The following is a 17,268-nucleotide window of genomic DNA, read 5'->3' on the forward strand; positions in this document are numbered from 1 at the left end:
ACATGACGTTTGCAACTTCCGAAAGCAAACCCGCTTGGGAGTCCAAGGTCAATTGGACGCAGATCATCTCCGTGATCGCAATGGGACTGACCATGTTCGGGGTTGATCTCGATCCGGACCTTCAGGCAAGGCTCGCTGTGGCAATTTCGAGTCTCGCGGGGGCCGCCACCATCATCTGGCGGACCTGGTTTACAACCAAAAAGCTGAAGTAGGTCGGATGAGAGTGCTTCTCCTGCTTCTCGGTATCATGGCGAAGCTGGCTCCGTTGCTGGCTTCGCTGTTTGGACCGAAACATAAAAGATACTCAGCTCAGGCGGATAAGCCGTTCGAGACCGTGGCTAGATCGACAGAGAGTGACCTTGAACGTGCCGCGAGGGTGAAATGGCACGTGCGTGAGGAAGACAATGAAAACCTGGGTGAAGAGCGTTGCGACGATGATTCTGCTCCTGACGCTGAATGCCTGCGCATTTCTGACGGATACCGCAGAGACTGAAACATCGATCAGGCCTACACGGCATCAGGCCAAGCAATTCTCAAGCGAAGGTCGTCTTGCTGCGTGCCTTCTTTTTGACCCAATTAGCTGGTCAAGCCATGATACAGATCAGACGATTATCAAGGTGAAACAATACAATAAAGCCCTTGAACTGTACTGTAAGTCTTTGTAATTAAGAGACTATCGGACTTCTTGACAGTCCGTAGGGCCTTTTGTAACCCGGGCAGATTGATGTTCATCTTCAGTTCAGTGACTGCCCTCTAAATTATCAGTATGACGAACCAGACCAACATGACAACAAGATTTGCCTTGGTCTCGATAGTTGTTTTCTTTTCCATCTTCATAAATGGAGCGGCGGCGGCACAATGCCTGTCGTCTGCTGAAACCAGATCGGCGATCGAGCAAGGTCACGCACAGCATCTGGCTGCGATCAAGGTCGCGGCGAGCAAAGCCGTGCGCGGTGATGTGGTCAAGGCCAACCTCTGCAGGAGTGGGGCTGGGCTGGTCTATGAGTTGGTCACACTCTCGCGCGAGGGAGCTGTCGCCCGCATCACGCTTGATGCAAAATCGGGTAGAGTATTGTCGAAAGGAGGCGGATGATGACATCGCCCTCTCGCCGGCAATGGGCACGGTTGTTCGAAAATAAAAACTAATCTGGGAATCTTGGAATGCGAATACTGATCGTGGAAGACGAAGTGGATTTGAACCGCCAATTGAAGGAAGAGATGGAAGAAAACGGCTATGTTGTCGATTGTTCGTTCGATGGCGAAGAAGGCCACTTCCTGGGCGATACCGAACCATACGATGCGGTTATCCTCGATATAGGTCTACCCAAGATGGATGGCATCAGTGTCCTCGAGGCATGGCGTCGTGAGGGCAAAACAATGCCCGTGTTGATTCTGACAGCCCGTGATCGATGGAGCGACAAGGTGCAGGGAATTGACGCTGGCGCAGATGATTATGTCGCCAAGCCCTTCCATATGGAAGAAGTGGTGGCGCGTATGCGCGCTCTGATGCGTCGGTCGGCCGGCTTGGCCTCCAATGAGATCACATGTGGGCCTATTCGCCTTGATGCGCGCTCTGGCCGCGTCAGCGTCGATGGTCAGGCGCTCAAGCTCACCTCCCACGAATACCGTCTTCTGTCCTATCTCATGCACCATCAAGGCAAGACCATCTCTAGAACCGAGCTTGTCGAGCATCTGTATGATCAGGATTTTGACCGAGATTCCAATACTATAGAAGTGTTTATTGGTCGATTGCGCAAAAAGCTTGGGGTGGATGTCATCCAAACGGTGCGCGGACTTGGCTACAACATGGTCGCCCCAGAAAAGTAGAACAATCCGCGATGAAGTCGATAACTCGCTATCTGCTGGTCAATGTGTCTATCTGGGCGATCGTCATCGCCTTTGGGTCGGGGCTTGTGCTGACACACTTTTTCCGCACCTATGCCGAACAGAGCTTCGATGAGCAGCTTGATATCGTGTTGAAGATCCTAGTTGGTGAATTGGCTGCGGAACTCGCAACGGGAGAAGAGCTTCAGCCCCCGGGCAATGTTGGTGAGCCTCGTTATGAGTTGCCCCTTTCTGGTTGGTACTGGACGGTTCAGAGGGAAGGCAGTGATGAAATTCTTCTGGCCTCTCCTTCACTCGTCGGCGGCGTCTTCACGGCTGATGGTTTGGCAGATCGGGATGCAAATGGTGTCGGGTTAAACGGTTACGGGACTGGTCCGGAAGGTGAGCGATTGCGTGTTCTGGAGCGCAGGATTTCATTTGCAGACGCAGATCCAATTATCTTGCGCATTACGGGTAATGCCGAAGCTCTCGAAGCACAGGTGAGCGCATTTCAGACCAAGGCGTGGCTGATCATGGCTGCTTTTGGGGTCATTCTCGTTTCCGTCATGCTTGTTCTGATCAGAACGGGTTTGCGCCCTTTGCATATCCTGAGACAACAGGTTCGTGATGTCTCCGAAGGTCAATCTGATCTGATAAAGGGAGACTACCCAAACGAGGTTTCAGGTCTCGTACATGAAGCCAATCTTCTTATCGAATCCAACAAGGACACATTGGAGCGCGCAAGGACACAGGTCGGCAATCTCGCTCACGCGCTGAAAACACCTTTGTCGGTGATCATGAATGAAACCAGAGACCTTGATGACCAAAAGGCCAAGCTGGTCAATCAACAATCGGACATCATGCGTGATCAGATCCAGCTCTACCTCGAAAGAGCGAGGATGGCGGCGCGGCGCAACGTCATCGGAACGGTTACCGATCCCGGACCTGTGATCGAGAAGCTTGTTTCCGTCATGCAGAAGATCCATCCTGCCTTGAACGTAAATCTTCGCGCAGAATCCGAAAAAAACATGCTCTTCAGGGGGGAGGAACAGGATCTGGAAGAGATGCTTGGCAATCTCGTTGACAATGCATGCAAGTGGGCACAAACGAGCGTCTGCGTGAGTGTTGTTGATGGCTTACCAGATGGTATCGAGAAGACGCAAACGGCTTCAGAGGCGCAAGTAACTTGGTTGTCGATCTTGGTGGATGATGATGGTCAGGGGATGAGCGAGACGCAGACGAAGATCGCGTTGGTGCGTGGACAAAGGCTGGACGAGAGTAAACCCGGAACCGGTTTAGGCCTCTCGATCGTTGATGAATTGGTCGAATTATATGGGGGGCGATTTCAGCTCTCACGCGCGCCGCTTGGGGGTGTCAGAGCCGTTCTTAGCTTGCCTGCAATTGAAAAACATGACACCCGCTAGGCGCTGGCATATAAAACCGGAAGCGAGGCGAGCGATGAAAGCGAAAGCGTTTGGGAAACAGAGGTAGCTGCATGTGTGAAAAGACCAAGATACGTCAAACTTTCGACATGATCGAACCATATCGCCTATAGTGGACCAAGCATGTTTTTCATGCACATAGAATTTTTGGGAACCCTTTCAGCTATTCACGCATTAGTTACCTAAAGCGAGAATTCTATCCGGTAAGAAATCCGAAAAGAACGGGTTCAGGGAATATCAAGTAGCGGTGCCTTGAGGGCTGCTCAAAATAAATAGGGGCTAGTAATGAAAAAGAGCTTGATTGCAGTTGTTGCAGTAATGGGCGTCGGCTTGGCTGGCTGTCAGGGGACCGGACCGGGGCCGAAGCAGACCATCGGTGGTTTGACCGGCGCTGTTGCTGGCGGTTTGCTGGGAAACCAGATCGGAGATGGTGATGGACGCGTAGTGGCGACAGCTGCTGGCGCTGTGATTGGTGCGTTCGTTGGATCTTCCATTGGTAAAATGATGGACGACAATGACCGTCGCCTTGCCTATCAGGCGCAGAGCCGCGCCCTCGAATACGGTCGTTCCGGCGCTCCTGTGACCTGGAACAATCCAGACAATGGTCACTATGGTCAGGTGGTTCCGACGCAGGCATACACCACAAACAATCTGCAATGCCGCGACTATACGCATACGATCTACATTGATGGGCAGCCGCAGACCGCTCGCGGACAGGCATGCCGCCAGTCTGATGGTACATGGCGTCCGGTTGGCTAATTTGCCCGACTGAGTACAGTTTTTGCGACAAGGGGATAGCTAGCAACAGCTGTCCCCTTTTTCTTTTCCTATTTGGTTGTGAGCGTGAATAAGCCAGCCTGAAGATAGAAAATATTAATGGTTTACGAGAGATAAATAAGGGATCGAAAAACTCGAAAAACAACCTGGTTCAGAGGTGAAGGATGGCAGATGCTGAAAAGCTGAAGGAGAAGCTTTCTCTTTATCTTTCAACTTTGTCAGAAAGTGCTCAACGGCTTTTGCTGCGCAGCCTGGAAAACGGCGAGCGCGAAGGCAAGAGTGATGCTGCCTCTATGCTCATTCTTGCAGCCTTGCGCGAAGTCTTGTGCGACGACGAGCCGATCGTCGCGTTCCGGCGCTATGCAAAAGAGGAGTTTTTCAAATCATGTCAGCCTTTCATTACCGCCATCGACCTTGTTGAAAAAGAAAAGGCGAGAATAAGCCCTTCGTCCATCGACAAAATTTGGGCCTGGATTGAGCGAGACATCGCGACAGAAGCGCAGCAGGAGCGCCTCAACATGCCGTGTAATGGCATGGACCAAAAGGATATCGCCGGACGCTGTATCAAATTCAGAGAAGAGATGTTTGGTACAACCAACAGGTATGTCAAATCCAAGCTGCAGGATCTTGGGGGCGAACAGAAGCTGTGCAATCATCTTGGCGGTCAGACGGTGTATGAAGATCTTCTGGAAGTGCTGTCTTCATCCGATCAAGTGAAGCCTTTGGCGCCTTTCTTGTCCAAAGTACCAGCTGAGATACTCAGTTGGAGTTCTCCCGAAGGTGAAGAAGCCTACGCGACGATTTGCAAGTATGTTCAGCAATTTCCTATGAAAACAGCCTGGTTGTTCTCCGCAATCACCGAAAGGTTGGCATCACCCAGATTGCGTGTCCAATTGGCGTCCAAACTGGCTGGCTCGGACGATGCGGTTCAGATCTCGGCGACTGTGTATTCTCCTGCGATCCATCAGGTGTTTGCGGATATGGAAGCCTGCCTAGTGGCTTTCGAAACTTCATTCAATGATCATGACGATTTCGATACCCTCATCAAAAACCTGTCAACTTGGCGAGGGTTGGCAAAGGCCGTTGAAACTGAGATGGAAGTCCACCCTCAATGTCCTTGGGGTAAAGCTCTTGCGGATATGAAATTCAGACTTTCTGATATTTTGAAAGCGGAAATTGAAGCTGCACCAGGATTGATGCGAAAAGCCCTAAAGGCACCAAAGAGTGGTGCTGATGAGCATTTCGATCAAATTGCGGTCTCAGACGCAACCAGAGCGATTTTGCTTTTCCATCACACTGAGCGCATGAAAGAAACACTTGCCCTGAACGGTCCTGTCGTGCGCGCTCGAAAGGATCTGGATCAGTCCTTCGAAGTTCTCTCCACGTCAATCGTTGAACGGACCAGGCAGGCCTCTGGACCCAATGTCGACGTCTGCAAGGCCTTGGGTGATGCGGCAATTCTCTTTGCCAAGGAACTGTTCGACGAGCAATATGCCGCTGCCCTGCAGCGCCAGCTCAATGCCGCAGCTTCCACGCCTGAAAAGAAGGCTGTTGAAGCGTAACCCTCCTAAGATCTCCTTCTTGATTTGTTGATGCTCACGGTTTCCTCTCCAGCTTTGTGACTGGGGAGATGCGTGCACATTAAAACTTCGTAACAATGGAGCTTTTTTGATTCATTCCATACTAGGGCCTGATGAACATGAGTTAATTTGACTTCCATGGCAAAAGCGGATTGCTTTGGCCAAACCGAAGTGAGAGCAGGGCCTTTATGTTTTGGATTGTTGCGGGGGTTATTACCGCTATTACAGTTGCTGTTGTTGTCTATCCATTGACGCGCAAGGCGCGCAAAATGGCGAGCGCTGATTCGTATGATCTGACCGTATATGCCTCACAGCTCAAAGAGGTTGAAGGTGATGTCGAGCGTGGCCTCATTGAACAGAATGAGGCAGACGCTGCTAGGGCAGAAGTTGGGCGCCGTCTGCTCAGTGCTGAAGATGCTCTGGAAAAGCAGCGTCAAAACACGCACGGGGCATCGATCAATCCAGATGTTGCTCCGACGGCTGGTATGACAAACGGCCTGATTGCTGCGGTTGTTGCGTTGTTCGTTATACCGCTTTGTTCTCTTGGCCTTTACATAGCGCTTGGTTCGCCCGGATCCTCTGGGCAGCCTCTGGCAGAGCGCTTGAGCAAACCCCCTCAAGAGCAAAGCATGACGGAGCTTGTTGCCTCCGCAGAACGCAGACTGAAAGCCAATCCAGACGATCTGCAGGGGTGGCAGCGCTTGGCTCCGATCTATCTCTCCATGCGCCGGACGGAAGAAGCGACAAAAGCTTATCGCAATGTCCTGCGGTTGGAAGGAGAAAGCATGCTGGGCTTGGCCAACCTAGGTGAGGCCTTGGTTGTCAAAGATGCCGGGATTGTATCCAAGGAAGCGCTCGATTTGTTTCAGCGCGCAAACAAGCTTGATCCCGATCATCCCAAGCCTCGTTTCTTCCTCGCGATAGCACTTGGGCAGCAAGGCAAGGATCAAGAGGCCATAAATGCCTGGCAGGAAATGATCAATGGCTCGCCAGCTGACGCACCGTGGGTGTCTTTTGCGAAGAACCAGATATCCGCGATCCGCAATCGGATTGAGAATGCCAAAGCATTACCCCAAAACGATTCTACCACCTCCGATCAGAGTAACGAACTAGCCGCTCAAGCTCCCGGTCCGACGGAGGATGACGTGGAAGCTGCCGCAGAAATGGATGCCGGTGATCGTAAGGCAATGATCGAGGGCATGGTTTCCCGCTTGGCGGAACGTCTGGACGAGCAGGGTGGCACCGCGGAGGAATGGGTTCGACTGATCAGGGCAGAACTGGTTCTTAATCGTCCTGACATGGCTGCCAAGACTGTCAGCAAGGCCTTGGTTGCCTTGCAGTCGGATCTTGAGGGCCTTGAAAAAGTAAAAGCGGCAGCCCGTTCGTTGGGAATTTCGGTAACACAATAAAACATTGGCGAAGAACTGATGAACGACAATCGGTGTCGGTCAGTTGAAAGCAGTCAGCAAAGGGTCGAGATATGACGAGAAAACAACGTCGGATGACGATGATTGGTGGGGCGGGAGCTGTTCTCTTCGCCGCTGTCGGACTCATTCTTTTTGCGTTGCAGGATCAGATTGTCTTTTTCAATAGTCCCAGCGACGTTGTTGAAAAAGGGGTTCAGCCCGGTCAACGAATTCGCCTCGGCGGTCTGGTTAAACAAGACACTGTAATGCGAGGGCAAGGCACCGAAATTTCATTCGTCGTGACAGATGGTGGATCCGATGTAAAAGTCGCCTACAACGGCATCTTGCCGGACTTGTTTCGTGAAGGGCAGGGCGTCGTGACCGAGGGAAGTCTCACGCCAGAAGGTGTCTTCGCCGCGGATACTGTGCTCGCCAAGCACGACGAAACCTATATGCCAAAAGAGGTTGCTGCGGCCCTTAAAGAACAGGGGCACTGGCAAGGTGAAGAGCAAGAAATCCAATCCAATTGAACCAACTCGGGACGGCAAGACAGCATGCGGAATGACACAATTGACAGAACCGGAGAGACCTCATGATTGTTGAGCTTGGCCACTTCATGCTCATTCTTGCCTTTGTTTTGGCTCTCATTCAGTCTGTTGTGCCGATCTGGGGCGCACAAATTGAGGACAGTCGATTGATGGCTGTAGCGACACCGATCGCAGTTACTCAGTTTCTTTTTGTCGGCTTGTCTTTCGCCGCGCTTACACATGCCTATGTAACGTCAGATTTTTCGGTTCAGAATGTCTGGGAAAACAGCCATTCGGATATGCCTCTTCTGTTCAAATTCACCTCGGTTTGGGGCAATCACGAAGGCTCGATGCTGCTCTGGGTCTTCATCCTGGTGATTTTCGGCGCTTTGGTTGGCGTGTTTGGTCGCAACCTGCCACCCAAGCTCAAGGCGAATACCCTTGCTGTCCAAGGCTGGATCACTGCAGCGTTCCTGTCGTTCGTGCTGTTGACCTCTAACCCGTTTCGTCGGATTTCGACGGCCAACCTGCCGATTGAGGGACGCGACCTCAATCCGATTCTGCAGGACATCGGTCTCGCTATTCACCCGCCACTTCTCTATCTCGGCTATGTAGGGTTCTCAATCGCGTTTGCTTTCTCTATCGCTGCTTTGCTTGAGGGGCGGATCGATGCGGCATGGGCACGCTTTGTCCGGCCATGGGTTCTGGTCGCGTGGGCGCTTTTGACCTTGGGCATTTCGATGGGCTCGTACTGGGCTTATTACGAGCTTGGTTGGGGCGGCTATTGGTTCTGGGATCCGGTTGAAAACGCATCCTTTATGCCTTGGCTCTGCGGCACTGCTCTGTTGCATTCCGCCGTTGTGATGGAAAAGCGGGGCGCATTGAAAGTCTGGACCATTCTGCTTTCCATTCTCACGTTCTCTCTTTCACTGCTTGGAACGTTCCTTGTGCGCTCCGGAGTGCTGACGTCGGTGCACGCCTTTGCAACAGACCCCTCGCGCGGCGTGTTCATTCTGGCGCTTCTGGTTGGCTTTATTGGGGGGGGGCTTGCATTGTTTGCCTGGAGAGCTCCCTTGCTTAAACAAGGTGGTATCTTCGCTCCCATCTCTCGCGAAGGGTCGCTGGTATTCAACAATCTATTCCTATCGGCCGCGACAGCTGCCGTGCTGGTTGGGACCTTGTATCCTCTCGCTTTGGAGGCAACAACAGGGGCCAAAATCTCGGTTGGGGCTCCCTTCTTTAACGCCACTTTTGGTCCCATGATGATCCCGCTTCTCATCGCCGTGCCGTTTGGCCCCTTGCTGGCATGGAAACGCGGCGATCTTTATGGCGCAGTCCAGCGCCTTTACGCCGCTTTTGGCCTCAGTCTTTTGACCATTTTGATGTGCTATGCCCTGCTGTATGGCGGGTCGGCTCTAGCACCTCTCGGGATCGGTCTGGCGGTCTGGGTGATGATCGGTTCTCTTGCTGAGATACATTTGCGGATCGGCTTGTTCAAGCAACCTTTCGCGATCTCTCTATCGCGACTGAAAGGGTTGCCGCGCACAGTGTGGGGAACTGCGTTTGGTCATTTCGGTTTGGGAATGACAGTTCTTGGTCTCGTAGTTGCCAGCACGTATCAGACCGAAAACATCCTCATAATGAAACCGGGCGACAAGACCAACTTGGCTGGCTATGAGTTCGAGTTCACTGGCTTCAAGCAAAACGAAGCCTACAACTTTGCCGATCTGTCAGGAACCTTTGTGGTTACAACCGGCGATCGCCAAATTGCTGAACTGCATCCGGCCAAAAGGATCTATACGTCGCGCAACATGCCCACCACCGAAACGGCTATTCACACGGTCTGGGGTGTGACACAGCTTTATATGTCACTCGGTGATCAGCAGACGGATGGCGGCATCGCTGTGCGCATCTACTACAAGCCTTGGGTAACCTTCATCTGGCTGGGAACGATCGTCATGTTCATTGGCGGTGGGATATCGCTTTCAGACAGACGTCTGAGGATCGGCGCTCCGGCCCGAAAAGGGCGGGCGAAAGAGGCTGCCGGCAATGCTTGAACAGACCGCGAAGAGGGATAGATCTGATATGAAGCCCTTCAATATTCACCGGTTTCTGGCTGTACTTTTGCTGGCGATTTTGGCGATCGCTCCGACAGCATCAAGCTATGCAGTGACGCCCGAGGAAATGCTTGATGATCCGGTGCTTGAAAGCCGGGCGCGCGATATTTCGGCGGGGTTGCGGTGTCTTGTTTGTCAGAACCAGTCAATTGACGATTCCAATGCACCGCTTGCCCATGACTTGCGGGTTCTGGTCAGAGAGCGACTGGAGGCGGGGGATAGCGATGCGGAGGTCAGGAATTTTCTCGTTAGTCGCTACGGAGAATTCGTGCTCCTCAAACCAACATTCTCTGCAAAGAACCTGATTTTATGGGGATTCGGCCCGTTGGTGCTTTTGTTGGGTCTGTTTGCTGTCCTGCAGCTCTACCGCAAAAACAAACGCGCAGCCGCCCGCGCGGAGACGTCTGGGAACGCCACACTCAGCGATGAGGAACAAGCTCGGCTCAAGAAAATATTATCGGACTAGAACTCGGTCTGATTGGCAATTCATTCTCCCTGAACCTACATTGAGGTGGAAGGGCGAAACATGAGTATCGCCCCATCTCGCAGAAACATCGGGGCGGTACAGAATGGCCAGAAAAGAGCACTCCACACAACGAATGAGTTTTGAAGGAGCCTTGGGCGACGAGCTTCAGGCACGTTTGGAGCTGCCTGCCGGTCCTATTCGTGCGACTGCGATCTTCGCGCACTGCTTCACTTGTTCGAAAGATATCTTTGCGGCTCGCCAGATTTCGACTGGGCTTGCTGCTCGGGGCTTTGCTGTTCTGCGCTTCGATTTTACCGGGTTGGGTACATCCGACGGCGATTTTATCGATACTAATTTTACATCAAATATTGCAGATCTTGTTCGGGCCGCGGAGATGTTGCGCGAGGCGATTGCAGGCCCAAGTCTTCTCGTCGGGCATTCACTTGGCGGAGCTGCGGTGTTGGCGGCTGCGTCGGAAATTCCCGAGGTGGAAGCGGTCGCGACCATCGGCGCACCATCTGATATCAATCACATTGAGCATTCTTTCTCTCCTCATCTTGATGACATTCGAGAGCAGGGCAAGGCCGAGGTCAGCCTTGCCGGTCGTCCCTTCACGATCAAGAAACAGTTTCTAGAGGATCTCGACAATCACAGCCTGACAGACCGTATTGGCAAGATGAAAAAGGCGCTGATGGTGCTGCATTCTCCCATTGATGAAACGGTCGGAATTGACAACGCATCCGAGATCTTCCTAGCTGCGAAACACCCCAAAAGCTTTGTGTCGCTCGACACGGCTGACCATCTTCTGAGCCGGGCTGAGGATGCTGTCTACGTGGCGGAAGTGATCGCTGCTTGGGCAGGGCGGTTTGTTAAGGCGGCCGGTGAACCGGAAAAGGATGTTCCCGAAGGGGCATATGTTGCGGAAACGGGGCTTGGTAAGTTCCAGAACCATGTCCGAGTTGGTCATCATCGCCTGATCGCAGACGAACCGACATCCGTTGGGGGGCTCGATAGCGGCCCTTCACCCTATGACTATCTGGCAACTGCTCTGGGTGCCTGCACCACGATGACGCTGCGGATGTATGCCGAGATGAAAAAGCTCCCTGTCGATCACATTGCAACTGAAGTCCGCCATAATAAGGTTCATGCAGATGATTGCGACACCTGCACCAAGGTAGAAATCGAAAACATGGCCAACAGCAAAGGCAAGGTTGATCGATTTGAACGCATGATTACCCTCGAAGGCAATCTGACAGATGACGATCGGGATTCATTGCTGCGCATCGCTGACAGGTGCCCGGTCCACCAGACCATGGAGAAGGGCGCCAAGGTCAAAACCAAACTCGTGGAATAGAAGGCTCTGACCTTTTCAAAAACCTCATCCCATGCTAGGACGCCATTCCCGCACCCGACCGGCCCTCCGGACGGGTGCTTTTCTGTTTGCAGGAGAGGACGAAACTATGAGCACGAAACCATTTTGTGGCCTTGACTTCGGAACCTCCAACTCAACCCTCGGACTGATCGATAACGGAAAGGCGCGGCTGGTTGAACTTGAGGGAGATGAGGTCACTCTGCCCTCGACCCTGTTCTTTGATTTCGAAGAGCACAGCACCCACTTCGGTCGCGACGCGATTGCCACCTATATGGAAGGCGGCGAGGGACGCATGATGCGAGCGCTCAAATCGATCCTTGGCTCACCAACCATTCATGAAACCACCATGATCGGCAATGAACGAATGCCTTTTACAGCGGTGCTGGGTCTTTTTCTAAGCCGTATGAAGCGTTCTGCAGAGGCAGAGATCGACAAGGAGATCGATCACGTCGTCATGGGGCGGCCTGTTCATTTTGTGGATGACAATCCTGACTCCGACCGCGAAGCCGAAGAAACCTTGCGAATGATCGCCCAGGAGACCGGCTTCTCCCGAATTGAATTCGAGTTTGAGCCTGTGGCCGCTGCTCGCGATTTTCAGCAGACCGTCAACAGCGAAGAGATCGCTCTGATCATCGATATTGGTGGTGGTACCTCGGATTTCACGATCCTCAAGGTTGGCGCGGGTTCATTGGGGCAATCCTCGCAGGACAGCAAGGATGCCATTCTTGCCAACACGGGTGTTCATGTTGGCGGTACCGATTTTGATCGCTGGTTGTCATTGGCCAGAGTGATGCCGTTTTTCGGCTATCGGAGCCCAATGCTGAAGGCAGGGCGTTTGATGCCAGTGGGCTATTATCATGACCTTGCCACATGGCAGAAAATCAACTTCCTTTATGACCATAAAACCAAGACAGATCTGCGCTATCTACGCAGAGAAGCCAAAGAGCCACATCTGATTGACCGGTTGCTTCATCTTCTTGAATTGCGGGAAGGGCACCGCTTGGCGCTGGGCGTAGAAGCATGCAAGGTTGCCTTGTCCGAGCTTTTGAAGGCCAGTCTGCCACTTGATTTCGTCGAGAAGGACCTTGAGGCTGAGATGTCCCGTGACGATCTGATCGAGGCGCTTCAGGATGGAACCAAACGGATTCAGAACACCATTTCAGAAGGGCTTAAGAAAGCGGGATTGAAAGGGTCGGACATCACAGCTGTGTTTCTGACGGGAGGTTCAACGAAGGTGCCCTATATCCGGACGAGCCTGACGGGCATGGTGCCGAATGCCCGGGTTATTGATGGCGATGCCTTTGGCTCTGTTGGTATAGGTCTGGCCCTTGAGGCACGTCGGCGATTTGCTTGATAGAACTGCCGCTTTTCCGGTAACGAATATGGCAAAACCGTGCCATTTTCTCGCAGTCGTGCCCAAAGTCTCATGTGCGTTAAACCATCGGGGTCGCAAGGATATTTTTATCTATCTGATATTAAAAGAGAAAATTTGATTTCTCAACATTACGCAAGTTTAATTCAATGGGCTCCTCTATGGCCCATTTTGCCCCATATAGATAAGACAAGCCAATCAATGGCCAGATTACGCGACATAATCTGATCCAATCGAATTGCGGATAAACCCGCTGTGGCAAGACTAAACTGACCTTCATAAGATATCGCCCCTGTGACCTGAGCGGCGAAGGAAAAGAATGAGCGGAGACCTATTGATGAGAAAACTGAAGTTGAAACAAACCCCGGTGAAAACCACTGTGATTGCTTCCGCATTGACACTTGGTGTTGTGGCTGGCGCCACAGTACCAACGCTTCTGACCGGTGAACCGGCCGCTAAGGCCGCTCCGGTGGAAGTTGCAACGCCCGTCGCCCCTGTCGATTTCAGTGGTGTCGTGCAAGCAGTCAAGCACGCCGTGGTATCTGTTCAGGTTAAAACACAGATCGACAATCCAAACCAGAACTTCACGTTCCCGGGCTTTCCTGAGTTTCGTGATTTGCCTGAAGATCATCCGTTCAATCGCTTTTTCCGGCGTTTTGGCGAGTCCGAGGGTGACGGCAAGAAAGAAGCTCCCAAACGGCCTCGCTATGCTCAGTCTCAAGGTTCTGGTTTCTTCATTTCCGAAGACGGTCTCGTCGTAACCAACTACCATGTTGTGGACAATGGATCGGAATTCCGGCTTGTCATGGACGATGGTACAGAGCTGGACGCGGATCTGGTCGGCTCCGACAAACGTTCAGATCTTGCGCTCTTGAGAGTGAAAGACCCTGAACAGAAATTCCAGTATGTTCGCTTTGCTGACGAAGTTCCCCCAGTGGGGTCATGGGTGCTGGCTGTCGGCAACCCGTTTGGCCTTGGCGGAACGGTGACCTCGGGTATCATTTCAGCCCATGGCCGCGACATCAATGCGCGCAACTATGAGAGCTTCATCCAGATCGATGCTGCTGTAAACAAGGGCAACTCTGGCGGACCGACCTTTAACCTCAAGGGCGAGGTGGTCGGTGTGAACACGGCAATCTTCTCTCCGTCTGGCGGCAATGTCGGCATCGCTTTCGCAATCCCTGCTGGTGTTGCAAAGGATGTGGTGTCTGATCTGAAAACCGGTGGCAAGGTTGAGCGCGGCTGGCTCGGCGTTCACATTCAGAATGTGAGTGACGACATCGCAGAAAGCCTTGGCTTGGATGAAGCATCCGGTGCCATGGTGACCCATACTGATGAGTCGGCTCCAGCCTACAAGGCAGGTGTTGAAGTGGGTGACGTAATCCTCGCCGTTGATGGCAATAAAGTGCAGAACACCCGTGAACTGGCAAGGGCCATTGGTCGTGCCGATCCGAATTCCGACGTGGAACTGACGCTTTGGCGTGATGGTAATGAAATGAAGCTGCCCGTGAACCTTGGTGTCTTCCCTGAAGAGATCAGCGATAGCGGTCAGGCGTCTCCGGCCCCGATGCAACCAGCCAAGCCGGCCAGCGTTCAGGAATTTGGTCTGGAGCTGCAATCGGCTGAGGATGGAACTGGCATCGAAGTTGTTGATGTCACCCCTGATGGTGTCGCTGCCGAAAAAGGTTTGGCAAGTGGCGATATCATCCTTGAAGCCGGCGGCAAGTCGATCAAGAGCGTTGCTGATTTCGAAAAGCAGATTGCTGAAGCGAAGAACAGCAGCCGCAGAACCCTGCTGCTCCAGCTCAAGCGTCAGAGCAACATTCGCTTTGTTGCCTTGCCACTTGGCAAATCCTGACCCAGGATTCTGATGAGTGCCATACTCTCACACTCTTTCGGCACTCATGAAGTCAGAAACGAAGACCTGGAGGGGCCCTTGGGCCCCTCTTTTTTTGTTTCTGAAGAGCTTATCTGCAACTTGGTTGCTTTTTTCGGCTACTCACGGCATACCATTCTTTGCCGATGGCCAAAGAGCGCTATAATCGCAGGCCAAACAGAGAAGCATCGCCGTTGAAAGAACCTGACCAGAGGTGCGGTGTGAAAGAGGCTTAATATGCGTATTCTGATTATCGAGGACGACATCGAGGCTGCCAGCTACCTGATCAAGGGTCTGAAGGAAGCCGGCCACGTCTGTGAGCATGCTTCCGACGGAGACGAAGGGCTGGAAAGTGCGCAGGAGGGTGGTTTCGACATCATGATCGTCGATCGAATGCTTCCCAAACGAGACGGTCTTTCCATCATCGAGAGCCGACGCGCGGAAGGTGATGAGACGCCAGTCCTTATCTTGTCTGCACTTGGTGAGGTTGATGACCGTGTCACAGGGCTTCGGGCGGGTGGAGACGATTATCTCACCAAACCGTATGCCTTCTCCGAGCTTCTTGCTCGTATCGAGGTTATGGCGCGACGCCGAAACACAAGTGAAGTCGAAACCATGTACCGGCTTGCAGACCTTGAGCTGGATCGCCTGTCACACACCGTCAAGCGCGCAGGTCAATCTATTCTCTTGCAACCGCGCGAGTTTCGTCTGCTCGAGTATCTGATGAAAAATGCAGGGCAGGTGGTGACACGAACGATGCTTTTGGAAAATGTGTGGGATTACCATTTTGATCCGCAGACCAACGTGATTGATGTTCATATCTCGCGGTTGCGCGCCAAAATCGACAAGGGATTCGACCCCGCATTGCTTCAGACCGTGCGTGGATCCGGTTACAGTCTACGTGTGCCCGACTAGGCTCACCCCATTGGCGATGACAGATCGAAGCGATGCCCTGCGCTTCGAGGGGCGAACAAGGCAGTACAGGAAAGCACAACCCTCATGGCAGTGGGATCGATCAATAAAATCATGCGGACGACGGCCTTCAAGCTATCCGCAATCTATTTGATCATATTCACGATCTTTGCCATCTTCCTCATCGTCTATATTTCGCTCAATACCCAGATTCTGATCACGCGACAACTCAACTCCACGATCGATGCCGAGGTGCGGGGGCTTGTTGAACAATACCGATCCAGTGGTCTGCCAGGTCTCGTGAAGGTCATTGAGGACCGATCCAACAGGCCCGGAGCCAGCTTGTATCTCGTCACTGACTTTCGTGGCCACTATGTTGCCGGTAATGTGGCGGCTCTGCCCGACTGGGTGCTCGACAAACGGGGGGCTGTCGAGCAGTCTGTGCCGTATCAAAGGTTGGGAGACACCAGCCGTAACGAATACAACGCAGCAGTCAGCGTCTATGAGATCTTTGGCGGCTATCGATTGCTCGTCGGACGAGATGTTGGCGAACGGGAACTGTTTCGCAAAGTCGTCGAGCAGGCCTTCATCGTCTCGGCCATCCTGATGATTGTCCTTGCGATGCTGGCCTGGTTCTTTGTCTCTCGCAAGGTTCTCAAGCGCATCGATGTCATCACGGATGCATCGCATCGTATCATGCGTGGGCAGCTTGATGAGCGTCTTCCTGTGACCCAAGCTGGCGACGAGTTTGACAGGCTATCGGAAAGCCTCAACACGATGCTATCGCGCATTGAAGCGTTGATGCAGGGCCTTAAGGAAGTTTCCGATAATATCGCCCATGATCTCAAAACGCCGCTGACCCGCCTTCGCAATCGGGTTGAACTGACGCTGAGCACCGAGAGTGCCGACATGGAAGGCTACCGTCAGGCGCTTGAGCAGACACTGGACGAATCCGAAACGCTCATCCGCACGTTTGATGCCCTGTTGCGGATTGCCCGCGTCGAGGCCAAAAATGTTCAGATCGAGAAAGCCCCGCTTGATATCGGCTTCCTCGCTGCAGATATGGCTGAGTTGTACGAACCTGTCGCCGAAGACGAGGGCGCGCTCCTGACATGGGAGGCTGAGCCCGGATACATGATTTTGGGCAACAGGGAGTTGATCTCGCAGGCGGTTGCAAATCTCATTGACAATGCCATGAAATATGCGGTTCGACATGTCGCCGCTCATTGCGAAACGTCCGGTCATGAAGGGGAGTTGCCCGATCAGGCACGTATCCATGTCAAAGTGGCCGAGGAGACCGAGGCCGCGGGTAAACCGCCCATTCGACCTTCGATCATCTTGAGCATCTCGGATAACGGTCCCGGGATTGCCAAGGAAGACCGGGCGCGCGTTCTGCAACGCTTTGTTCGCCTTGATAAAAGCCGCACGCAGCCCGGATCTGGGCTGGGGCTCAGTCTTGTCAACGCGGTGGCCAGTCTGCATGAGGCTCGTATCGAACTCGAGGATAATGAACCGGGCCTCATCTTTTCCATCCACTTTCCGGCCCTTGCACCAGAAGCGGCGGACGACGCGATCACCGATCTTGCAGATGAATGAG

General features: G+C 52.9%; 16 protein-coding genes. All 16 read left to right on the forward strand.

The genetic code is table 11. The features are described from left to right. Positions 1-2 precede the first annotated feature (2 nt). Entirely contained in the window at positions 3-212 is a 210-nt protein-coding gene (locus tag CPH65_RS15335) for a hypothetical protein (protein WP_096174683.1), read from the forward strand. An 11-nt stretch (positions 213-223) separates the two neighbouring features. After that, positions 224-493, forward strand: coding sequence for a hypothetical protein (locus CPH65_RS24130; RefSeq protein WP_172891531.1), 270 nt, complete (start codon positions 224-226; stop codon positions 491-493). Between the two features lie 291 nt (positions 494-784). Next, on the forward strand, positions 785-1,093 hold the full coding sequence (locus CPH65_RS15345; protein WP_096174685.1) for a PepSY domain-containing protein: 309 nt from the start codon (positions 785-787) through the stop codon (positions 1,091-1,093). Between the two features lie 68 nt (positions 1,094-1,161). Further along, entirely contained in the window at positions 1,162-1,827 is a 666-nt protein-coding gene (locus CPH65_RS15350; RefSeq protein WP_096174686.1) for a response regulator transcription factor, read from the forward strand. An 11-nt stretch (positions 1,828-1,838) separates the two neighbouring features. Then, the gene (locus CPH65_RS15355; RefSeq protein ID WP_096174687.1) at positions 1,839-3,248 is read left to right on the forward strand and encodes an ATP-binding protein; all 1,410 of its coding nucleotides are present in this window, start codon (positions 1,839-1,841) and stop codon (positions 3,246-3,248) included. Between the two features lie 303 nt (positions 3,249-3,551). Further along, complete coding sequence (locus CPH65_RS15360; protein ID WP_096174688.1) at positions 3,552-4,025, forward strand: RT0821/Lpp0805 family surface protein; 474 nt, start codon at positions 3,552-3,554, stop codon at positions 4,023-4,025. Positions 4,026-4,207: 182 nt separating this feature from the next. Continuing rightward, on the forward strand, positions 4,208-5,605 hold the full coding sequence (locus CPH65_RS15365; RefSeq protein ID WP_096174689.1) for a hypothetical protein: 1,398 nt from the start codon (positions 4,208-4,210) through the stop codon (positions 5,603-5,605). A 206-nt stretch (positions 5,606-5,811) separates the two neighbouring features. After that, positions 5,812-7,032: a c-type cytochrome biogenesis protein CcmI gene (gene ccmI / locus CPH65_RS15370; RefSeq protein WP_096174690.1), complete on the forward strand. Its 1,221-nt coding sequence runs from the start codon at positions 5,812-5,814 to the stop codon at positions 7,030-7,032. A gap of 71 nt (positions 7,033-7,103) precedes the next feature. Beyond that, positions 7,104-7,559: a cytochrome c maturation protein CcmE gene (gene ccmE, locus CPH65_RS15375; protein WP_096174691.1), complete on the forward strand. Its 456-nt coding sequence runs from the start codon at positions 7,104-7,106 to the stop codon at positions 7,557-7,559. Positions 7,560-7,621: 62 nt separating this feature from the next. Continuing rightward, positions 7,622-9,613, forward strand: a complete 1,992-nt coding sequence (locus CPH65_RS15380) for a heme lyase CcmF/NrfE family subunit (RefSeq protein WP_096174692.1) — start codon at positions 7,622-7,624, stop codon at positions 9,611-9,613. Beyond that, on the forward strand, positions 9,606-10,139 hold the full coding sequence (locus CPH65_RS15385) for a cytochrome c-type biogenesis protein (RefSeq protein ID WP_244574422.1): 534 nt from the start codon (positions 9,606-9,608) through the stop codon (positions 10,137-10,139). Before CPH65_RS15380 ends, CPH65_RS15385 begins: the two co-directional genes overlap by 8 nt. A gap of 133 nt (positions 10,140-10,272) precedes the next feature. Further along, on the forward strand, positions 10,273-11,493 hold the full coding sequence (locus CPH65_RS15390; protein ID WP_371359342.1) for an alpha/beta fold hydrolase: 1,221 nt from the start codon (positions 10,273-10,275) through the stop codon (positions 11,491-11,493). Between the two features lie 106 nt (positions 11,494-11,599). Then, the gene (locus CPH65_RS15395) at positions 11,600-12,865 is read left to right on the forward strand and encodes an Hsp70 family protein (RefSeq protein WP_096174694.1); all 1,266 of its coding nucleotides are present in this window, start codon (positions 11,600-11,602) and stop codon (positions 12,863-12,865) included. Between the two features lie 355 nt (positions 12,866-13,220). Continuing rightward, complete coding sequence (locus CPH65_RS15400) at positions 13,221-14,741, forward strand: Do family serine endopeptidase (protein ID WP_096174695.1); 1,521 nt, start codon at positions 13,221-13,223, stop codon at positions 14,739-14,741. A gap of 255 nt (positions 14,742-14,996) precedes the next feature. Next, positions 14,997-15,674: a response regulator transcription factor gene (locus CPH65_RS15405; protein WP_096174696.1), complete on the forward strand. Its 678-nt coding sequence runs from the start codon at positions 14,997-14,999 to the stop codon at positions 15,672-15,674. An 84-nt stretch (positions 15,675-15,758) separates the two neighbouring features. Next, the gene (locus tag CPH65_RS15410; protein WP_244574423.1) at positions 15,759-17,267 is read left to right on the forward strand and encodes an ATP-binding protein; all 1,509 of its coding nucleotides are present in this window, start codon (positions 15,759-15,761) and stop codon (positions 17,265-17,267) included. Position 17,268: the final 1 nt, after the last annotated feature.

It is taken from the genome of Cohaesibacter sp. ES.047 (assembly GCF_900215505.1).
Classification (GTDB): domain Bacteria; phylum Pseudomonadota; class Alphaproteobacteria; order Rhizobiales; family Cohaesibacteraceae; genus Cohaesibacter.

Bases quoted from the DNA above. Each gene is read 5' to 3' on its own strand.
- CPH65_RS15400 (WP_096174695.1), top strand. From the start codon at position 13,221: ATGAGAAAACTGAAGTTGAAACAAACCCCGGTGAAAACCACTGTGATT.
- CPH65_RS15395 (WP_096174694.1), top strand. From the start codon at position 11,600: ATGAGCACGAAACCATTTTGTGGCCTTGACTTCGGAACCTCCAACTCA.
- CPH65_RS15345 (WP_096174685.1), top strand. From the start codon at position 785: ATGACAACAAGATTTGCCTTGGTCTCGATAGTTGTTTTCTTTTCCATC.
- CPH65_RS15405 (WP_096174696.1), top strand. From the start codon at position 14,997: ATGCGTATTCTGATTATCGAGGACGACATCGAGGCTGCCAGCTACCTG.
- CPH65_RS15365 (WP_096174689.1), top strand. From the start codon at position 4,208: ATGGCAGATGCTGAAAAGCTGAAGGAGAAGCTTTCTCTTTATCTTTCA.
- ccmE (WP_096174691.1), top strand. From the start codon at position 7,104: ATGACGAGAAAACAACGTCGGATGACGATGATTGGTGGGGCGGGAGCT.
- CPH65_RS15335 (WP_096174683.1), top strand. From the start codon at position 3: ATGACGTTTGCAACTTCCGAAAGCAAACCCGCTTGGGAGTCCAAGGTC.
- CPH65_RS15385 (WP_244574422.1), top strand. From the start codon at position 9,606: ATGCTTGAACAGACCGCGAAGAGGGATAGATCTGATATGAAGCCCTTC.
- CPH65_RS15360 (WP_096174688.1), top strand. From the start codon at position 3,552: ATGAAAAAGAGCTTGATTGCAGTTGTTGCAGTAATGGGCGTCGGCTTG.
- ccmI (WP_096174690.1), top strand. From the start codon at position 5,812: ATGTTTTGGATTGTTGCGGGGGTTATTACCGCTATTACAGTTGCTGTT.
- CPH65_RS15390 (WP_371359342.1), top strand. From the start codon at position 10,273: ATGAGTTTTGAAGGAGCCTTGGGCGACGAGCTTCAGGCACGTTTGGAG.
- CPH65_RS15350 (WP_096174686.1), top strand. From the start codon at position 1,162: ATGCGAATACTGATCGTGGAAGACGAAGTGGATTTGAACCGCCAATTG.
- CPH65_RS15355 (WP_096174687.1), top strand. From the start codon at position 1,839: ATGAAGTCGATAACTCGCTATCTGCTGGTCAATGTGTCTATCTGGGCG.
- CPH65_RS15410 (WP_244574423.1), top strand. From the start codon at position 15,759: ATGGCAGTGGGATCGATCAATAAAATCATGCGGACGACGGCCTTCAAG.
- CPH65_RS15380 (WP_096174692.1), top strand. From the start codon at position 7,622: ATGATTGTTGAGCTTGGCCACTTCATGCTCATTCTTGCCTTTGTTTTG.